This window comes from Streptomyces sp. SAI-135 (assembly GCF_029893805.1).
Taxonomy (GTDB): domain Bacteria; phylum Actinomycetota; class Actinomycetes; order Streptomycetales; family Streptomycetaceae; genus Streptomyces.
The window spans coordinates 8,549,903-8,566,585 of record NZ_JARXYP010000002.1 but is presented as its reverse complement, the minus strand read 5'-3'; the positions used below and the strand labels follow the sequence as shown (position 1 = coordinate 8,566,585).

Below are 16,683 nucleotides of genomic sequence, written 5' to 3'. Positions count from 1 at the left end.
AGCACTTAGAGGTCAGCCTTCTACTCCTGAGAGGCGCTAGATGTCTCAGGCATCACATTCCGCCACTAGAATCAGTGCGGTGAGAGCTGATGCAGCGCGCAATCTGGAAGCCGTCCTGACCACCGGCGCACGCATGCTCGCCGCCGACCCCGGCACCAGCATCGCGAGCATCGCCACCGCAGCAGGCGTCGACCGACGCACCGTCTACCGACGCTTCGCCTCCCGCGAAGACCTCCTCGCGGCCATCTACGACGCCCGCCTCACCGCCATCGAACACGCCATCCAGGACGCCCGACTCCGCGAAGCACCCGTCACCGTCGCCCTGCACCGCTACGTCGAGAACATCATCACCGTCAACCGCACCTGGCCCGTCGACCTCACCCGCATGCTCACCGACGACAGCGTCCACGCCCGGCGTGACGCGGCCGTCGAGGAGGTCGACGCCTTCCTCCGGCGCGCCACCGACGAGGGCCTGCTGCGGCCGGGTCTTCCGCAAGGCTGGGCGAGCGCGCTGCTGCCCCAGCTCATGCACCTGGTGTCCCGGCAGTTGCCCGAACTGAGTGCGGGTCAGGCGGCGGACGTCGTGGTCGACACCCTTCTCAATGGTCTCGGGACGTCCTGACGCACCTGCCCGGTGAAGGTATGACGTCGCCAGTTGGCCTCCCGGGACATGACCTCCCTCTTCGAACTGCCCGTGCCCCCTGGAGGAACCCCACAAGACCCCGCCGACTCGGTGACCGTCTGCGCCTCCCGCTGCGTCCCGGCGCCCGCCCCCACCCCTCAAGAGCCCGCCAGTAGATTCGCCATGGCGGCGCCCCAGTCGACAGCTGAATGCGGCCAGGGGAGCCGCCGGCCCACCCACTAGGGCACACGTGTCGGCCGGTCCAGCTGTGTCAGTCCGGCAGGCTCTGGGTGACGCGCCACAGTCTCCGTGGCAGCTCGCCCTCCTCGAAGGAGTGGACCTCCTCGAGCGTCCACCCCTCGGCGAGCGCGTCGACCAAGGCACGGTCGAAGAAGTGCACGGCGAAACCACCGTGCTCGAAGATGCCGTCTCCGCGCGCGGTACCGGCGCCGTAGTGGGCGTCGCCGGTGTGCCGGACGGTGTAGACCAGGACACCGCCGGGCCGCAGCACGCGGCGTACTTCGGCGAGCAGCGCGTGGATCTCCTTCGTGGACAGGGCCATGCACAGCAGCATGTGCGCGAAGACCGCGTCCACGGACGCGTCCGGCAGCCGCAACGGCTCGCGCACGTCGTGGACGACGGTGGTGACCCGTTCGGCCACCCCCAGACGGCGGGCGGCCTCGCGCAGTTGTTCCAGGCCCGTGGTGGAGAAGTCGGTGGCCCGGACGGTGAAGCCCTCACGGGCCAGGTACAGCGCGTCCCGGCCGTGGCCTGCGCCGAGTTCGAGGACGTCCCGGGCCCCGGCGGCACGGAAGACGGCGGCGGCATGGACGGCCGGGGCGGACGGCTCCGTCCCGTACATGCCGGGATGGGCGGTGTAGGTGTGCTGCCAGTGCTCGCGCTGGACATCGGCCATGTCCTGCCCGTTGTCGCTCACAGATGTCGTCCTCTCGTGCGGGTGGGACCGAGCGTAGGCCGAGGGCCGCTCAGTGGATTCCAAGCGTGCCGGTGCCCAAGCAACTCACCCGCTTGGGTGCGCAAATGGCAGGTTCTGGTCAAAGGCTCGCCAAGCCCCGGAAGCTTCCTCCCGCTCGTGGTCGGGTCTCCACCGACGGCTGTATCACCGCCCGTTCGGGAGGACCCGGTGTCATCACCAACCCACAGAAGACGATGGCTCACGATCTGCGCCATCACCGCAACCGCCGGACTCGTCGCGCTACCCGCGAGCGCCGCGCCCGGCCGATCCGACAGCACCCCCTTCGGAGCCCGCGCACTCGCTCAACTCGCCGAAGAGCGCGTTCAGTCGGTGGGCGCCATGAGCCCCAGGGCGAAGGCGGACGACGGCGACGACGGCAACGAGGCCGACGAGATAGCGGAGGGCGCCGACCAGTACGCCGAGGCCCGCACCTCGCCCGGTGTCGTCGCCCCGGGCGCCTACGGGGCCGCATGGAGCAGCCTCGCCAAGCTACCGCGCACCGGCGGCAGTTGGCGCAACGTCACCGATCTGCCGTACAACTCCGACGACCCGCGCTACCGCGACATCGACTCCAACTCCAGTGGCGGTTCGGGCAACGTCACCGGCCGGATGGCCGCGATGGCCGCCGACGACGACGGGTACGTGTACGCGGGCAGCGCGGGAGGCGGGGTGTGGCGGTCCCGCAGTGGTGGCGGGCACTGGCAGCCCATCAGCGACCGGCTGTCCTCACAGTCCACCGGCGCGCTCGCGCTGGACGGCGGCGGACGGCTGTGGCTGGGCACCGGGGAGGCGACCACCAACGCGGACGCCTACCTCGGCAGCGGCGTCTACGTCCTGTCCCGCCCGCACCACGGCACGTTCTCCGCGCGCGGCCGCGTCGGCGGCGACGAACTGGAGTCCACCACCATCCACCAGCTGCGCTTCGGCGGTGGCAAGGTGTGGGCGGCGACCAGTGAGGGCGTGTGGAGCCACCCGACGAAGAGGCTCAGCGGCGCCTGGAAGCTGGAGTTCGCGCCCAACCCCGCCTACCTGCCCGGCGGTCCGAAGGCCCACGACCCCGACGCCGCGTACAAGAACATCACCAACGACATCGCCATCGACCCGGAGAATCCCTCCAGGGTCGTCCTCGCGGTCGGTTGGCGCAGCGGCGACGACTACAACGGCTTCTACACCAGGACGAACGGCGTCTGGACCAGGATCACCAGCGGTTTCGGGGACCTGCCGACCGACCCGGACGACGTCGGCAGCGTCACCTTCGCCCGCTCCGCCGACGGCTCGCGCTACTACGCCGTCGACCAGTCACCGGAACAACTCAACACCAACCCGGACAGCGGCCTGGAGGGCATCTACGTCTCCAAGTCCGGCTCTCCCGGCGGCCCCTGGACGAAGGTCGCCGACTACCAGAGCCTGGCCGCGTCCGGTTCGGCCCTCACCTCCCCGGGCTACATGCCCGGTGTGCAGGCCTGGTACAACCAGTTCCTCACCGTCGACCCCGCCGACCCCGAGCACGTGTACGCGGGCCTGGAAGAGGTCTACGAGACCAAGGACGGCGGCGGCAGCTGGTCGACCGTCGGCCCGTACTGGAACTTCAACTTCCCCTGCTGGAGCATCGACCCGGCCAAGCAGACCGGCGACTGCAGCCAGACCACCCACTCGGACCAGCACGGCGTCGCGATCGGCCGCTACCACGGCAAGAGCTTCGTGTACGTCGGCAACGACGGTGGCGTCTACAAGCGCCCCCTCAACGGCGCGCAGGACTCCTCCGGGCACGCCACCGACTGGACCTCGCTCAACGACGGCACCATCGACACCCTGCAGTACTACTCGGTCGGAGTCGGCAGGGACCTGGACCACGGCGGTGTCTCCGTCACCGGAGGTCTGCAGGACAACGGCCAGTCCGTCCTGCGCAGCAACGACACGGTGATGGGTTCCAACTTCGGCGGCGACGGCGGTGACACCCTCACCGACCCCGCCGACGGGTGCGACATCGCCGAGGAGTACGTCTACCTCTCCGTCCAGGTGACCCAGAACTGCGCCGTCAACGACGGCGGTTGGCTCGACGACCCGAGCAAGGCCACGTCGTACAACGTGGCTCCGCCCGACAACGCCACGAGCGAGGCACGCTTCATCGCCCCGCTCGCGGCCGACGCGAAGAACAGCTCGACCTGGATCGCCGGCGGGCGTCACATCTGGGTCCAGACCCACGGCTACGCCATCCGCAGCGGGTCGGAGTGGAGCAGCGTGTACGACCTCGGCGCAGGCCGTACCGCGACCGCCGTCGCGGCCTCGGGCGGCAAGGTGTACGCGGCCTGGTGCGGCCCCTGCAACAACCAGGGCTTCGCCCGCGGCATCTCCGTCGGGAACGCCGACGGCACCGGCTGGCACGACATCAGCCTGCCGGCCACCGGCGCGGAGGGGACCGTACCCAACCGCTATCTCAGCGGCTTCGCCGTCGACCCGAAGAACGCCGACCACGTCTACCTCACGGTCAACGGGTTCTCGCGGCAGTGGACCGAGGGGCCGGGCGCCGGCGTCGGCCACGTCTTCGAGTCCAGGGACGGGGGCACCACCTGGAAGGACATCTCGAAGAACTTCCCCGACGTGCCGGCCGACTCGGCGGTCGTCACACCGGACGGCGGCCTCGCCGTCGCCACCGACCTCGGCGTCCTGCACCGCGCGGCACACGGCACGAGGTGGCGGCGCGTCGGCTCGCTCCCGGCCGTCGCCGTGCTCCAGCTCAAGCTGAGCCCCGACGGCCGCACGCTGTACGCGGCCACGCACGGCCGCGGCATCTACACCTTCAAGGTGCGGGACCTGGACTGAGGAACCCGTCGCGCACCACGGTCAAGGGGTGGTCCCGGTTTCCGGGGTCACCCCGCCGTGGTGTGCGGCACCACGTCGACCTGGAGCGTGGAGGCCACGCCGCCCGCCCCCGCCAGGTCCGGCTCCTTCGCCAGGACACTGATCTCGGCGGTACCGCCCCGGGTGCCCGGGCAGCGCAGCGAGACCCTCGCCGTACCGTCCGCGTCCGACCGCCAGTCCGACGGCAGGACGAAGACCGGCGCGGAGCTGCGTACGGCGGTCCACCGCTTGCCGTCCGTACGGGGGAGCAGGACGAGCGACACGACGGTCCCGGGCCGCACACAGATCCGCCGCCGGGCCGGATCACCCGGGGACACGGTGAACTCCACGTGCCCGCCGGCACAGCTCATCGACGACGAAAACGATGAGGGCGACGAGGGCGACGAGGGCGACGAGGGCGATGAGGGCGATGAGGACACCGAAGCCGACGCGGACGTCGACCCACCGGCCGAACCTCCGGTCGACCTACTGGTCGGCGGCACCGTGGCACCGTCCTCGGACGGCCCACCGGACGAACCGCCGCACGCCACCAGGGCGACCACGCCCACGATCAGCCAACCCCCGGCCCACCATCGCATCCGCACACCTCCCGGTCGCCCGCTCCCACCGACCCAGCATCCCCCACCGCACCCCCTGCGGGACCGGCGCGGCCACCACCGGCGACCGCGCCGATCCCGCGGCGCGCACCCGCCACCGATCCCCGCCATGCTGGAGACGACACCGGCGACGAGCGAGTGACGACCGAGTGACGACCGCAGCCGGAGCCGGGGTACGAGGCGGTGACACGATGAGCATCGACGTGACGGTACGGCGCGTCATCCCGCTGCCGCCCGAGCGGGTGGCCGCGTACGCCATGGACTGGCGCCATGACGCCGAGTGGACGCAGGGCATCCGTACCGCGGAACTGACCCGGCAGGCGGAGGGCGGCGGCTTCACACCAAGGATCTGCGCGACCTCGATCACAGACTCTCCGAACGGCAGGGAGGCCTCTGATGGCGTACGACGAAGCGCTCGCCGAGCGGGTCCGCCAGGGCCTCGGCACGGATCCCGGCGTGGCCGAGAGGCGCATGTTCGGCGGCATCGCCTTTCTGTACGAGGGCAACATGGCCGTCGGCGTGACCGGCGCAGACCTCATGGTCCGCGTCGGCCCGGACGCCACCGACGCGGCCCTCGCCCGGCCCGGGGCCCGGCTCTTCGACATGACCGGGCGCCCGATGCGCGGCTGGGTCGTGGTGTCCGGGGCCGCGGTGACGGAGGACGAGGCCCTGGAGTCGTGGATCGACGAGGGCCGCGCCTTCGCGGCGAGCCTGCCGCCCAGGTAGCTACCCTGCCCCCGCCCGGCCTCTGCCCGGACGACAACCGCGTCCCCTGACGTCAGTTCTGCTGCGCGGCCGCCTCCACCACGGCCTTCAGCTGCCCCAGCGGATCCGGGCCGGTCATCCGCAGGACGACCGTGTCGGCACCGGCCGTCGCCAGTTCGCGGATGAGTCCGGCGGCCCGCGAGGCGGAGCCGGAGACGGTGAACACCTCGTGCGGCGGGCGGCCCAGCCAGGCCCCGTGGCCCTCGACGTGCGGGCGCAGGATCCGGGTCACCTCGTCGGCGTCGTCACCGACGCAGGTGAAGGCGAAAACCGTCAAGGTGTGGTCGGACTCGGCACCGCCCTTGGCGATCAGCGCCCGGGCGTTCTCCAGGTCCTGCGGGCCGTGCCCCTCCGCGATCACGGTGCCGTCCGCGGCCCGCCCGGACAGTTCCAGTGAGCGAGCGCGCACCACACCCGCGACCACCGGCGGGGCCTCGGCCGGAGGATGTGTCAACCGGACACCGTCCAGGCGCACTTCGCGGCCCTCCAACTCGACCCGCTCTCCGCGCAGCAGCGCCCGTACGGAGGTGATCGTCTCCTCCAGCAGGGCCAGCGGGGACAGTGCCGCGGCGCCCACCTGGGCCATCCACTCCTGCACTCCGTGCCCGATCCCGGCGACCAGCCGTCCGGGGAACACCCGTGCCAGGGTGGCCAGTTCCATCGCGAGGAGGGCTGGACTGCGCAGCGGGGCGGGGGCGATGCCGATGCCGACCCTGATGCGTTCCGTGGCCCCCAGGGCGACGGCTGCGGCGGACACCCCGCCGTTCCACCCGAGGTCCTCCACCACCCACAGGTCGTCCACGCCGAGCGCCTCGGCCTGCCGCGCGAACTCCGGAAGTCCCTCGGGGGCCCAGTCGCGGTCGTACATCACACCGATCCGTACCTTCGTCATAGGTCGGAACCTATGCGGCGGTGACAGATCGTTCAACGGTGCATCCGGGTCGGTCAACGGTGTATCCGGGCGGCCCGGGCTTCCACGCCCGGCACGCGCCGGGCACCCCGGCCGACGGCAAGGTGACGGGGTGCCCGGAAGCGTGCACAGAGGTGACATGCGCCCCCGGACGTCCGGGGGCGCACGGTGGGGTCCGGCTCAGCCGCCGCTCTTGCGCCGGAAGGACCGCTGGCTGGACGCCGGGCCGTGCGTCCCACGGATCTTCGACGCGTGCGGGTTGGCGGCGAGGTCGGCCGCGTCCGCCTCCGCGCCGCGCTTGCGGGCCAGGGCCTCACGGAACTTCCGCTTGAGGTCGTAGTTGCCGTCGCTGTCGGGCGCGAGCGCTGACATCTCGGGCTCAGCCGGCTCCGAACCTTCTGGGGATGCAGCTTCTGCGGTCATCGTGACCTCCTGGGTTCGGGCAGTGGGAAGCACAGCTTGTCATGCCGTGAGCACGATCTTGCACATTCGTGTGCCCACTGGGCGGCGCAGCCGGGCCGTTCGCCCTGCCGGGATCACTCGCCCGGCTCGGCGATCAACCCTTGCAGCCACACGCTAGGTTGGCCGCCATGACTGAACTCGACGCCGTCGCCAGGCCAGTTGACCCGATCCGAACCGAGCGGCTCGTGCTGCGCGAGTCCAAGGCCGGGGACCGTGCGGCCTTCGTCGAGCTGTTCTCCTCACCTGAGGTGCACACCTACCTCGGCGGCCCGCAAACCCGCGAGGAGCTCGAGCGCTCGGTGCCCGAGACACCGGGACGGCGCCCCGGACTCTTCGTGATCGAGCGCGAGGGAGCGATGATCGGCACCGTCGAGGTCCGCCCGCACGAGGGCGAACGTCGCGGTCGGGTCCGGCCGGACACCGGGGAGGCCGAGCTCAGCTATCTGTTCCTGCCGGGGGCGTGGGGGCACGGGTACGCCACCGAGGCGTGTACGGCGGCACTCGACTGGTTCGCGGAAGCGCGTCCCGGAGTGCCCGTCGTGCTCTACACCCAGACCGCCAACAGCCGCTCGATGCGTCTCGCGGCCACCTTGGGGTTCACCGAGCTGGAACGGTTCGTGAAGTGGGACGCCGAACAGTGGATGGGCGTATGGATTGCGGCCCCGCAGCCCGTCGGGCAGGCCGGTCCGTCGCGGTAGCCCTGGTCAGCCGTCCCGGCGCACCGCCGCGTCGAGGAGGGGGCCGAGTTCGCGGGCCACCGTCGTGAGGGGACGTACGTCCTGCTCCGCCCGGGCCATGAGAATCGCGCCTTCCAGGGAACTCACCATCAGCGTCGCCAGTGAGCCGGATCGCTCCTCGGGCACGCCCATGCCGGACAGTGCCCTGGCCACGGGGCCCGTCCAGGTCGCGAACGCCTCAGCCGCGGCAGCCCGCGTGGACTCCGTCGACTCCGCCCAGTCCACCGTGGCGGCGGCGACGGGGCAGCCACCGGCGAAGCCGGCGCTCTCGTACTCGTCGGTCCACTGGCGCACCATCGCCGCGAACAGCCCGCTCGGTGTCGGTTCGGGCAGGGCCGCGAGGAAACGGGCCACCCGGTTGCCCGCGTATCGGCCCGCCCACCCCACCGCCTCGTTGACCAGTTGCTCCTTGCCGCCGGGGAAGTAGTGCTGAAGGGAACCGCGCGGCGCACCGGCGTGGGCGGCGACCTCGCGCATGCCGGTCGCGGCGACGCCGTCACGTCGGATGAGCTGGGCCGCGCTGAAGACCATCCGCTCCCGAGGGCCCCTCTCGGACACCGCCATCGCCGACCTCCAGGTGTGCTTCTGTGCGGCATTCACTCTATGACCGCCGTCATAGAGTCGCCTACTATGACCGCTGTCATAGTGCGCGCGACAGCTCGCTGAGAGCCGGACAGGCGGTGCCTTGTGTACGTGGGATTCATCGGCCTCGGAACCATGGGGCAGCCCATGGCCCTCAACCTCGCCCGGGCCGGAACACGCCTGGTGGTGTGGAACCGCACTCCCGGCCGCTGCGAGCCCCTGCGGGCCGCCGGAGCCGAGGTGGCCGCGAGCCCCGCTCAGGTCCTTGAGCGGGCGGGGACCGTCTTCCTCATGCTGGCCGACGAGGCCGCCGTGGACGCCGTGCTGGGGCGCGGCACCCCGGACTTCCCCGCCCTCGTGGCCGGACGCACCGTCGTCCACATGGGCACGACCTCGGCCGAGTACTCGGCCGGGCTGGAGGATGCCGTCCGGGCGGCGGGCGGACGGTACGTCGAGGCGCCCGTCTCCGGCTCCCGCATTCCCGCCGAGCAGGGTGAGCTGGTGGGGATGACGGCGGGCGAGGACGATGCCGTCGCAGCGGTACGTCCCCTGCTGGCCACGATGTGCCGGGAGACGTTCGACTGCGGCCCGGTGCCCGGCGCGCTGCTGATGAAGTTCTCGGTGAACCTGTTCCTGATCACCCTCGTCACCGGGCTGGCCGAGGCGTTCCACTTCGCCGACCGCCACGGGCTCGACCAGCGCCTGCTGCGGGACGTCCTGGACGCGGGCCCGATGGCCAGTGCCGTCTCCCGGGTGAAGGGGCCCAAACTGCTGGCCCGTGACTTCAGCGTCCAGGCCGCCGCGACCAACGTCCTGGAGAACAACCGTCTCATCGCCGAGGCCGCCCGCAAGGCCGGCCTGTCCACTCCACTCCTCGACGCCTGCCACGCCCTGTACGGCGAGGCCGTCGTACAGGGCCACGGCGAGGAGGACATGGTGGCCGTCCTGCACGCCCTGGAGACCCGGACCGACGGCGCGGAGGCATCCGTCCAAGGGCGAGAGGAACCCGCGGGGCGACCGTGAGCGGCGCGGTCGCCAAGGCCCCGTCCGTCAGGTCAGGTCAGTCCGCTGAGGCCCCGGCGAGACCCTGCACCTGGCCCATTACGGCACCAGAGGCGCCCACTACTGCCGTACGCCTCCACCGCGGCACGACCCCCGGAGCCCTGAGCCAGGTCCACGGTCGGCACGACCGCGGCTGGGCATCGGCCGTACATGTGCAGCCCGGGAGCGAACCCACCCACGACTCACACCCGGCAACCCCAGCCTGAACGACCGACCGGGATCCGCCCCCGCCCCCGGAACACCCACCGAGACCCGACCCCCATCCGGGCGACTCGAAAACCCCGATGTGGGAACCGGTAGTGGAGTCCTGACGCACGAAGGGGGCCGGGGAGAGCGCGACGCTCCGGCGCCCTCCCCGGAGGAGAGGCCACGATGGCGCGTGAACACGACTCACAGCAGGCCGTCCCGAACACGCCGGAGATGCGCCCCGACGGTGACGGCGTCACGCGCCGCCGGCCGTTGCGCAGGCAGCACATCGCGGAGACGGTCGAGGTCGCGGTGCCCGTACGGACGGCGTACGACCAGTGGACGCAGTTCAAGACCTTCCCCCGCTTCTCCAGCGTGGTGCACGGCGTGGAGCAGGTCAGGCCCAGCGTGACCGCCTGGACCATCGGCTACGGGCCGCTGCGCCGGCGTTTCGCTGTGGAGATAGTGGAGCAGGACCCCGACGCCTACCTGGCCTGGCGCGGTCTTGAGCAGCGCCCTTCCCATCAGGGCGAGGTCGAGTTCAGGCCGACGGAGTCCGGCGGCACGGCCATCACCGTCCGGATGCTCCTGGAGCCGCGCGGAGCCACGAAACGCCTCACCGGCTCTTCCAAGGTCACCCAGGTGACCGCCCGGCTGGTGCGTCGCGAACTCCAGAACTTCAAGGTGTTCATCGAGGGGCTGGGACAGGCGGGCGGCGCCTGGCGCGGCACCATCCGCAACGGCCGAGTTCAGCACGACCACCCGGAACCGCCGAGGAGCCGAGTGGCCCAGTGGCCGGTCGGCTGACCCGCGGACCGTACGCGCAGTCACACAGCGGCGAGCCAGTCGCGGCAAGAGAAAGGCGATGCCATGCAGAACCCGCCCGGCGAGGAGCCGGAGACCACCCTCTCCGTGACACCGCCGAAGAAGTGGGCGGCCGGTGTCCCCGCGGTCGTGCACGCGCTGGAGTACTCCCTGGAGCAGACGTCCCCGCGCAAGGCCGGCGTGGACCTGCTGGCCATGAACCAGGTCGGCGGGATCGACTGTCCCGGCTGTGCCTGGGCGGACCCGGCACCGGGGCAGCGCCATCGCAACGAGTACTGCGAGAACGGCGCCAAGCACATCAACGACGAGGCCACGAAGCGCCGTATCACCGCCGACTTCTTCCGTGAGCACAGCGTCTCGGACCTCGCCGCCCGCTCCGACATGTGGCTCAACCAGCAGGGCAGGCTCACCGAGCCGATGATCAAACGGCCGGGCTCGGACCACTACGAACCCATCGGCTGGAACGAAGCCCTGGGCGTGCTCGCCGACGAGCTCACCTCGCTCTCCTCCCCCGACGAGGCCGTCTTCTACACCTCGGGCCGGGCCAGCAACGAGGCCGCCTTCGTCCTCCAGCTCTTCGCCCGCGCCTTCGGCACCAACAACCTGCCCGACTGCAGCAACATGTGCCACGAGTCCAGCGGCTTCGCCCTGAGCGAGACGCTCGGCACCGGCAAGGGCACCGTCAGCCTCGACGACCTCCACCACGCCGACCTGATCTTCCTGGTCGGGCAGAACCCCGGTACCAACCATCCGCGCCAGCTGACCGCCCTGGAGGAGGCCAAGCGCAACGGTGCCCGCATCGTGGCGGTCAACCCGCTGCCCGAGGCGGGGCTGCGGCGCTTCAAGAATCCACAGAAGCCGCGCGGGGTCGTCGGACGCGGCACCCAGATCGCCGACCGCTTCCTGCACATCAAGCCGGGCGGCGACCTCGCCCTGTTCCAGGCCCTCAACCGTCTGCTGCTGGAGGCCGAGGACGCCCGGCCCGGCACCGTCCTGGACCACGACTTCATCGACGCGCACACCGCCGGCTTCGAGGAGTTCGCCCAGCACGCCCGCTCCGTCGACTGGGACGACGTGCGCACGGCGACCGGACTGACCCGTGAGGAGATCGAGAAGGTCCGCGACGAGGTCCTGCGCAGCGAACGCGTCGTCGTCTGCTGGGCGATGGGCATCACCCAGCACAAGCACGGCGTGCCCACCATCCGGGAGATCGTCAACTTCATGATGCTGCGCGGCAACCTGGGGCGGGCGGGCACCGGCGTCTGCCCGGTGCGCGGCCACAGCAACGTCCAGGGCGACCGCACGATGGGTATCTGGGAGCAGATGCCGGACTCGTTCCTCGACGCGCTCCAGAAGGAGTTCGGCTTCGACCCGCCGCGCCCGCACGGGCTCGACTCGGTGAACTCGATCAAGGCGATGCGTGAGGGCCGCGTCAAGGTGTTCCTCGCCCTGGCCGGCAACTTCGTGCGCGCGGCTCCCGACAGCGAGGTGACCGAGGAGGCGATGCGTTCGTGCCGGCTGACCGCCCACATCTCCACCAAGCTGAACCGGTCGCACACCGTGTGCGGTGACACGGCGCTGATCCTGCCGACGCTCGGCCGTACCGAACGTGATGTCCAGGCCGACGGCGAGCAGTTCGTCACCGTGGAGAACTCCATGAGCGAGGTGCACACCTCCCGGGGCCGTCTCGAACCGGCTTCGCACCTGCTGCTGAGCGAAGTCGCGATCCTGTGCCGGCTCGCCCGCCGCACCCTCGCCGGCAAGCCGGACATTCCCTGGGACCGGTTCGAGGGGGACTACAACACGATCCGCGACCACATCTCCCGCATCGTGCCGGGATTCCACGACTTCAACGCGCGGGTGACACGCCCCGGCGGCTTCCAGCTGCCCAACCCCGTCAACGAGGGCGTGTTCAACACCAAGGCCGGCAAGGCGCTGTTCACCCGCAACGAGCGGGTCGTCCCGCAGGCGCCCGAGGGCCATCTGCTGCTGCAGACCCTGCGCTCGCACGACCAGTGGAACACCATTCCCTACACGCTCAACGACCGCTACCGCGGCATCCACGGCAGCCGCCACGTCGTGCTCGTCAACCCGGCCGACCTCACCGGACTCGGCCTCGCCCAGGGCGACCGCGTCGACCTGGTGAGTGTGTGGGGGGACGGCACCGAGCGCCGCGCCCCGGGCTTCGAGGTGGTCCCCTACCCCACCGCGCAGGGCTCGGCCGCTGCCTACTACCCCGAGACCAACGTGCTGGTGCCGCTGGACAGCGTCGCCGACATCAGCAACCAGCCCACGTCGAAGGGCATCGTCGTACGCCTGGAACCGGTGTCGGACCGGACGGCCCCCACCTCGGTCTGAGCGCCGGGACCCACGTGTCCGGCGGACGGACGGCCCGAGCGGCGGCCTGATCGCCTGTGCCGCGATGGTGTCACCGGCCGCGGCGTGACGCCGGCCTCCGCTGTGACACCGGTCTGGTCGGCACTGTCGGTGCCGGCGGCGGCTCCTCCCGTCACCGTGTCCGACCTCGCCGCGCGCGGGCCGGCCGAGGCGTGGGCGACCGGGTACGAGCAGGCCGCCGACGGCCGCGCCCGATGCTGTACCGCTGGGACGGCATGGCGTGGAGCCGGGACACCACCTTCCCGGGCGCGGGTGAGCCGGGCCGGCTGGGCAAGGTGCCCGATTTCGGCTCGGTCAGCTCTCGCTGGCGGCCTCCCCGTCGGGTGAGCTTGCCTGGGTCGCTGTAGCCCGCTCGCAGAAGTGGGGCCCGCCCGGCAGCACTCCTCCGCTCGTCCCCGGACCGGACTTCCTCGCCTGGAACGGGCAGTCGCTCGTCGAGCACGGCGAACCGCCGGTGGCCGGCGAGGGCCACTCCCGAACGCTGCGGCTCGCACCGGTCCCGGGCAGGGGGCGGTGTGGTCGGTCGGCCGGGCCGACGGCCCCTAGGGCACCTTCGGGCCGCGCATTCTCCGCTTCGGCTGAGCGGCGCAAAAACAAATCACATTCCCCGACCCGCTCCGCGCATGCGCGGCTTCCCCCGATCGAGAGACATACGGCACACCCCAGGCACAACTCGCCGCGACGGGGTAACCGAGTTCAGGTAAGGGCGTCAGACGCACTGTTGCCGTTTGACAACAAAAGCCGGGAAGCAACACAGTAACCGTGTCGGACGTACGGGGAAGGACCTGGAATGCTCCGGTGGGCGGAGAGGACTCCGTGTGCTGGTCACCCGTGTCGAAAGGTGACGAGGACGCCGACGGTGCGATCGGCGGTTCAGGCGGTCCTGCTGTCGGAACCCGCCGCGTCGTCGTGCGTCTGCGCCGCCGCGGCGGCACAGAACGCCTCCAGCCCCTCCAGCAGCGCGACCCGCTTGGCGGCGGGCATGTCCGCCAGCACGGTCCGCAACTCCCTCTCCCTGCGCGCGCGCAGGTCGACGAGGAAGGCGCGACCCCGCCCACTGAGGTGCAGCCGAACCTCCCGCCTGTTCTCCTCGCTCACCACCCGCTCGACGAACCCTGCCGCCACCAGCCGGTCGCACAGCCGACTGGTGGACGGCGGGGTCGAGGCGAGGAACTCGGCGAGCGTGCGCAGGTTGATGCCGTCGTGGTGCTCGAGGATGTGCAGGACCCTGAGCTGCGACGCGGAGGTGGGCGCGGTCGAGGCCCGGCCCCACACGACCTCCAGCAGCTCGACGGCCGTGGTGGTCACGCGTGCGACCTCATCAGGCTCGGAGCGGCGGCGGAAGGCAGTCACGATCACACTCTCGCAGGCACTGGGGTGCCTGTCAGCGTACTAGGCGCGTGCGCCGACCACACAGGACCGGGACGGTCGAAGCGAGCCCGCCTCGTGAGTGACCCCGTACGTCGTCCCGCGAAGGACAGGTGTTTTTCCAGCATGAAGAGATTTCTGGCCGTTGAACGCGCACTGCGCACAGCGGCCCCACACGAGTTGCTCGACGCCATCCGCGCCGTACTGATCGAGCAGTACGGCGCGGAGGACGTCGAGCTGTTCATGGCCGACTACAGCCTGAGCGTGCTCCAGCCGGTGTCGGTGCTGCCGCACACGCTGGAGCCGGTGTCGGTGCACAACAGTCCGGCGGGCCGGGCCTTCGGCTCGCAGAAGCCGTACCGGGAGCAGGGGCGCGACGGGCGCACGCGTCTGCATCTGCCGGTCAGTGTGCGCGGCGACCGGCTCGGTGTGCTGTCCGTGGCCCTGTCCGACGAGGCCGCGCGGCGGTGGGAGTCCGAACTGACCGATGTCGCCGACGTGCTGGGGCACGAGGTGGTCGTGGCGGAGCGCGACACCGACGTGTACCTCCAGGCGCGGCGCAAGGACCGGCTGACGTTGGCCGCGGAGATGCAGTGGCAGCTGCTGCCCGGCCGCGCCTGCGCCCGCCCCGAGTACGAGCTGGGGGCCCAGCTGGAGCCGGCCTACGCGATCTTCGGCGACAACTTCGACTGGTCCGCCACCGCGGACCATCTGATGCTGTACGTCACCAACGGCATGGGCGAGGGCATAGAGGCCTCCCTGCTGACGAACCTGGCCATCAACGCGCTGCGCAACGCCCGGCGCGCCGGGCTGTCCATCGCCGACCAGGCGGCCCTGGCCGACCAGGCCGTCTACGCCCACTACCGGGGACGCTGCTATCTGTCCGTCCTGATGTTCGACTTCGACCTGGCCACCGGCCGGGCGACCGTCGTCGATGCCGGCTCGCCGCAGTTGCTGCGGCTGCGCGACGGCTCCGTGGAGCGCGTCGCCTTCGACGCCCAGCTCCCGTTGGGCATGTTCGAGGAGACGGACTACATCGCGCAGGACTTCCACGTCGAGCCCGGTGACCGGCTCGTCTTCGTCAGCGACGGAGTCCACACGGTGGCCTCCCCCAAGGGTGAGGCATACGGGGAGGGCGCTCTGGCCCGGGCCATCCACGCCACCCGGCTGCTGCCCGCGGCCGAGGTGCCGCGTGCCGTCCTGCGGGAGCTGACCGGCCATCGCGGCGAGGCAATGCCGGACGACGACGCGCTGGTCGTGTGTCTGGACTGGCACGGCAGGCCGCGGTTCGACTGACGGGTGTCCGCCCGTTTCGGTGGGGGCATGTTGTTCCCCGGACGGGCTCACGTTAACGTTTGCCATGCGGCAATAATTGCCACATGGCCCTGACCGCCCGGTGGGCCGGAACGGCCTCGCAGGCAGGGAGACGATGCAGGTGGCGCAGCACGACACAGCCCTTGAGACGGCGAAGGAGCTGGGCGCCTTTCTGGAGCGACGCCGTGAGCAGATCGCTCAACGCTGGGCGGATGCCGCCCTGTTCCGTACGGTCTTCACCGTCTCCCGGGACGAGGCGGTCGAGGCGTGCAAGGCCGTGGTGGACGCCCTGGCCGACGTGGCCCGTTCCGGGCGGCTGGAGGACGTCGACGCTCCGGGCTTCGACACCGTGCGCGACCAGCTCGGCCGGATGGCCGCGGCCCGCGCCCGGGCCGGGTTCACCCCCGTACAGATCGCCGGCGAGGTCGCCGGGCTGCGCGAGCCTGCGGCCGCCCTGCTGCTGGCCGATTTCCAGGACACCGCCGACGAGGCGCGGGCCAACGCGTGCGCACAGGCGCTGGCGGTTCTGACCGCCACCCTCCGCCTGGTGATCATGGAGACGACCGTGAGCGCGGGCGAGGAGCTCATCGCCCGCCAGCGCCAACAGCTGCTGGAGGTGGCCACCCCGGTCATCAAGCTGTGGGACGGCATCGTCGCCGTGCCGCTGATCGGCACCCTGGACAGCGCCCGCAGCCAGGTCGTGATGGAGAGCCTCCTCGAAGCCATCGTGGACCAGCGGGCCGCGTACGCCATCCTCGACATCACCGGCGTCCCGACCGTCGACTCGCTCGTGGCCCAGCACCTGATGAAGACGGTCGCCGCGGCCCGGCTGATGGGCGCGGAGTGCATCGTCTCGGGCATCCGGCCCGCCATCGCGCAGACCATCGTCCACCTCGGCATCGATCTGGGGTCGATCATCACGCGGGCCGGGCTCGCCGACGCCCTGGCCTACGCGCTCGCCCAGCAGGGCATCGTCGTCTCCCCACGCCCGGTGACGGGGGCGGTCCCGCGGTGACCGA

16 protein-coding genes are annotated in these 16,683 nt (G+C 71.2%); 10 read left to right on the top strand and 6 right to left on the bottom strand.

Annotation, left to right across the window (positions count from 1 at the left end; translation table 11 throughout):
- The first annotated feature begins 133 nt into the window (after positions 1–133).
- Positions 134–622 (top strand): TetR/AcrR family transcriptional regulator, encoded by a 489-nt coding sequence (locus M2163_RS43230; RefSeq protein ID WP_280853995.1) that lies wholly within the window; start codon positions 134–136, stop codon positions 620–622.
- Between the two features lie 271 nt (positions 623–893).
- Here M2163_RS43230 and M2163_RS43225 read toward each other — a convergent pair whose 3' ends face one another.
- Positions 894–1,559 carry a class I SAM-dependent methyltransferase gene (locus M2163_RS43225; protein ID WP_280896783.1) on the bottom strand — a complete coding sequence of 222 codons (666 nt, stop codon included), beginning with the start codon at positions 1,557–1,559 and terminating at the stop codon, positions 894–896.
- 207 nt (positions 1,560–1,766) lie between these two features.
- On the opposite strand from M2163_RS43225, the gene M2163_RS43220 reads away from it, so the two are divergent.
- A complete protein-coding gene (locus M2163_RS43220; protein WP_280896782.1) occupies positions 1,767–4,421 on the top strand; it encodes a glycosyl hydrolase in 2,655 nt (884 codons plus the stop codon).
- A 47-nt stretch (positions 4,422–4,468) separates the two neighbouring features.
- Here M2163_RS43220 and M2163_RS43215 read toward each other — a convergent pair whose 3' ends face one another.
- Entirely contained in the window at positions 4,469–4,777 is a 309-nt protein-coding gene (locus M2163_RS43215; protein WP_280896781.1) for an acetyl-CoA synthetase, read from the bottom strand.
- A gap of 1 nt (position 4,778) precedes the next feature.
- On the opposite strand from M2163_RS43215, the gene M2163_RS43210 reads away from it, so the two are divergent.
- Together M2163_RS43210 and M2163_RS43205 are read left to right on the top strand one after the other, a co-directional pair.
- Positions 4,779–5,198, top strand: coding sequence for a hypothetical protein (locus M2163_RS43210; RefSeq protein ID WP_280896780.1), 420 nt, complete (start codon positions 4,779–4,781; stop codon positions 5,196–5,198).
- A 254-nt stretch (positions 5,199–5,452) separates the two neighbouring features.
- Positions 5,453–5,782 (top strand): TfoX/Sxy family protein, encoded by a 330-nt coding sequence (locus tag M2163_RS43205; protein WP_280896779.1) that lies wholly within the window; start codon positions 5,453–5,455, stop codon positions 5,780–5,782.
- Positions 5,783–5,834: 52 nt separating this feature from the next.
- Here the strand turns inward: M2163_RS43205 and M2163_RS43200 are convergent, their stop codons facing one another.
- Together M2163_RS43200 and M2163_RS43195 are read right to left on the bottom strand one after the other, a co-directional pair.
- The gene (locus M2163_RS43200; RefSeq protein ID WP_280896778.1) at positions 5,835–6,713 is read right to left on the bottom strand and encodes an LLM class flavin-dependent oxidoreductase; all 879 of its coding nucleotides are present in this window, start codon (positions 6,711–6,713) and stop codon (positions 5,835–5,837) included.
- A gap of 198 nt (positions 6,714–6,911) precedes the next feature.
- A complete protein-coding gene (locus M2163_RS43195; RefSeq protein ID WP_280896777.1) occupies positions 6,912–7,154 on the bottom strand; it encodes a DUF5302 domain-containing protein in 243 nt (80 codons plus the stop codon).
- A gap of 167 nt (positions 7,155–7,321) precedes the next feature.
- On the opposite strand from M2163_RS43195, the gene M2163_RS43190 reads away from it, so the two are divergent.
- Entirely contained in the window at positions 7,322–7,891 is a 570-nt protein-coding gene (locus tag M2163_RS43190; RefSeq protein WP_280896776.1) for a GNAT family N-acetyltransferase, read from the top strand.
- A gap of 6 nt (positions 7,892–7,897) precedes the next feature.
- On the opposite strand, the gene M2163_RS43185 is transcribed toward M2163_RS43190, so the two are convergent.
- The gene (locus tag M2163_RS43185) at positions 7,898–8,494 is read right to left on the bottom strand and encodes a TetR/AcrR family transcriptional regulator (protein ID WP_280847397.1); all 597 of its coding nucleotides are present in this window, start codon (positions 8,492–8,494) and stop codon (positions 7,898–7,900) included.
- Positions 8,495–8,617: 123 nt separating this feature from the next.
- Between M2163_RS43185 and M2163_RS43180 the strand changes: the two genes are divergently transcribed.
- The 3 genes from M2163_RS43180 (at position 8,618) to M2163_RS43170 (ending at position 12,943) form a co-directional block, all read left to right on the top strand.
- Positions 8,618–9,535, top strand: a complete 918-nt coding sequence (locus M2163_RS43180; protein ID WP_280896775.1) for an NAD(P)-dependent oxidoreductase — start codon at positions 8,618–8,620, stop codon at positions 9,533–9,535.
- Positions 9,536–9,946: 411 nt separating this feature from the next.
- Entirely contained in the window at positions 9,947–10,567 is a 621-nt protein-coding gene (locus M2163_RS43175) for an SRPBCC family protein (RefSeq protein WP_280847399.1), read from the top strand.
- Between the two features lie 63 nt (positions 10,568–10,630).
- Positions 10,631–12,943: an FdhF/YdeP family oxidoreductase gene (locus M2163_RS43170; protein WP_280896774.1), complete on the top strand. Its 2,313-nt coding sequence runs from the start codon at positions 10,631–10,633 to the stop codon at positions 12,941–12,943.
- Between the two features lie 912 nt (positions 12,944–13,855).
- Here M2163_RS43170 and M2163_RS43165 read toward each other — a convergent pair.
- On the bottom strand, positions 13,856–14,290 hold the full coding sequence (locus M2163_RS43165) for a MarR family transcriptional regulator (RefSeq protein WP_280847401.1): 435 nt from the start codon (positions 14,288–14,290) through the stop codon (positions 13,856–13,858).
- A gap of 186 nt (positions 14,291–14,476) precedes the next feature.
- Here M2163_RS43165 and M2163_RS43160 point away from each other — a divergent pair, with 186 nt between their 5' ends.
- The gene (locus tag M2163_RS43160) at positions 14,477–15,646 is read left to right on the top strand and encodes a PP2C family protein-serine/threonine phosphatase (protein ID WP_280847402.1); all 1,170 of its coding nucleotides are present in this window, start codon (positions 14,477–14,479) and stop codon (positions 15,644–15,646) included.
- Positions 15,647–15,779: 133 nt separating this feature from the next.
- Positions 15,780–16,679: an STAS domain-containing protein gene (locus M2163_RS43155; protein ID WP_280847403.1), complete on the top strand. Its 900-nt coding sequence runs from the start codon at positions 15,780–15,782 to the stop codon at positions 16,677–16,679.
- Positions 16,680–16,683: the final 4 nt, after the last annotated feature.

Coding starts and splice junctions, on each gene's coding strand:
- M2163_RS43190 (WP_280896776.1), top strand. CDS start 7,322: ATGACTGAACTCGACGCCGTCGCCAGGCCAGTTGACCCGATCCGAACC.
- M2163_RS43195 (WP_280896777.1), bottom strand. CDS start 7,154: ATGACCGCAGAAGCTGCATCCCCAGAAGGTTCGGAGCCGGCTGAGCCC.
- M2163_RS43155 (WP_280847403.1), top strand. CDS start 15,780: ATGCAGGTGGCGCAGCACGACACAGCCCTTGAGACGGCGAAGGAGCTG.
- M2163_RS43200 (WP_280896778.1), bottom strand. CDS start 6,713: ATGACGAAGGTACGGATCGGTGTGATGTACGACCGCGACTGGGCCCCC.
- M2163_RS43230 (WP_280853995.1), top strand. CDS start 134: ATGCTCGCCGCCGACCCCGGCACCAGCATCGCGAGCATCGCCACCGCA.
- M2163_RS43160 (WP_280847402.1), top strand. CDS start 14,477: ATGAAGAGATTTCTGGCCGTTGAACGCGCACTGCGCACAGCGGCCCCA.
- M2163_RS43175 (WP_280847399.1), top strand. CDS start 9,947: ATGGCGCGTGAACACGACTCACAGCAGGCCGTCCCGAACACGCCGGAG.
- M2163_RS43205 (WP_280896779.1), top strand. CDS start 5,453: ATGGCGTACGACGAAGCGCTCGCCGAGCGGGTCCGCCAGGGCCTCGGC.
- M2163_RS43170 (WP_280896774.1), top strand. CDS start 10,631: ATGCAGAACCCGCCCGGCGAGGAGCCGGAGACCACCCTCTCCGTGACA.
- M2163_RS43185 (WP_280847397.1), bottom strand. CDS start 8,494: ATGGCGGTGTCCGAGAGGGGCCCTCGGGAGCGGATGGTCTTCAGCGCG.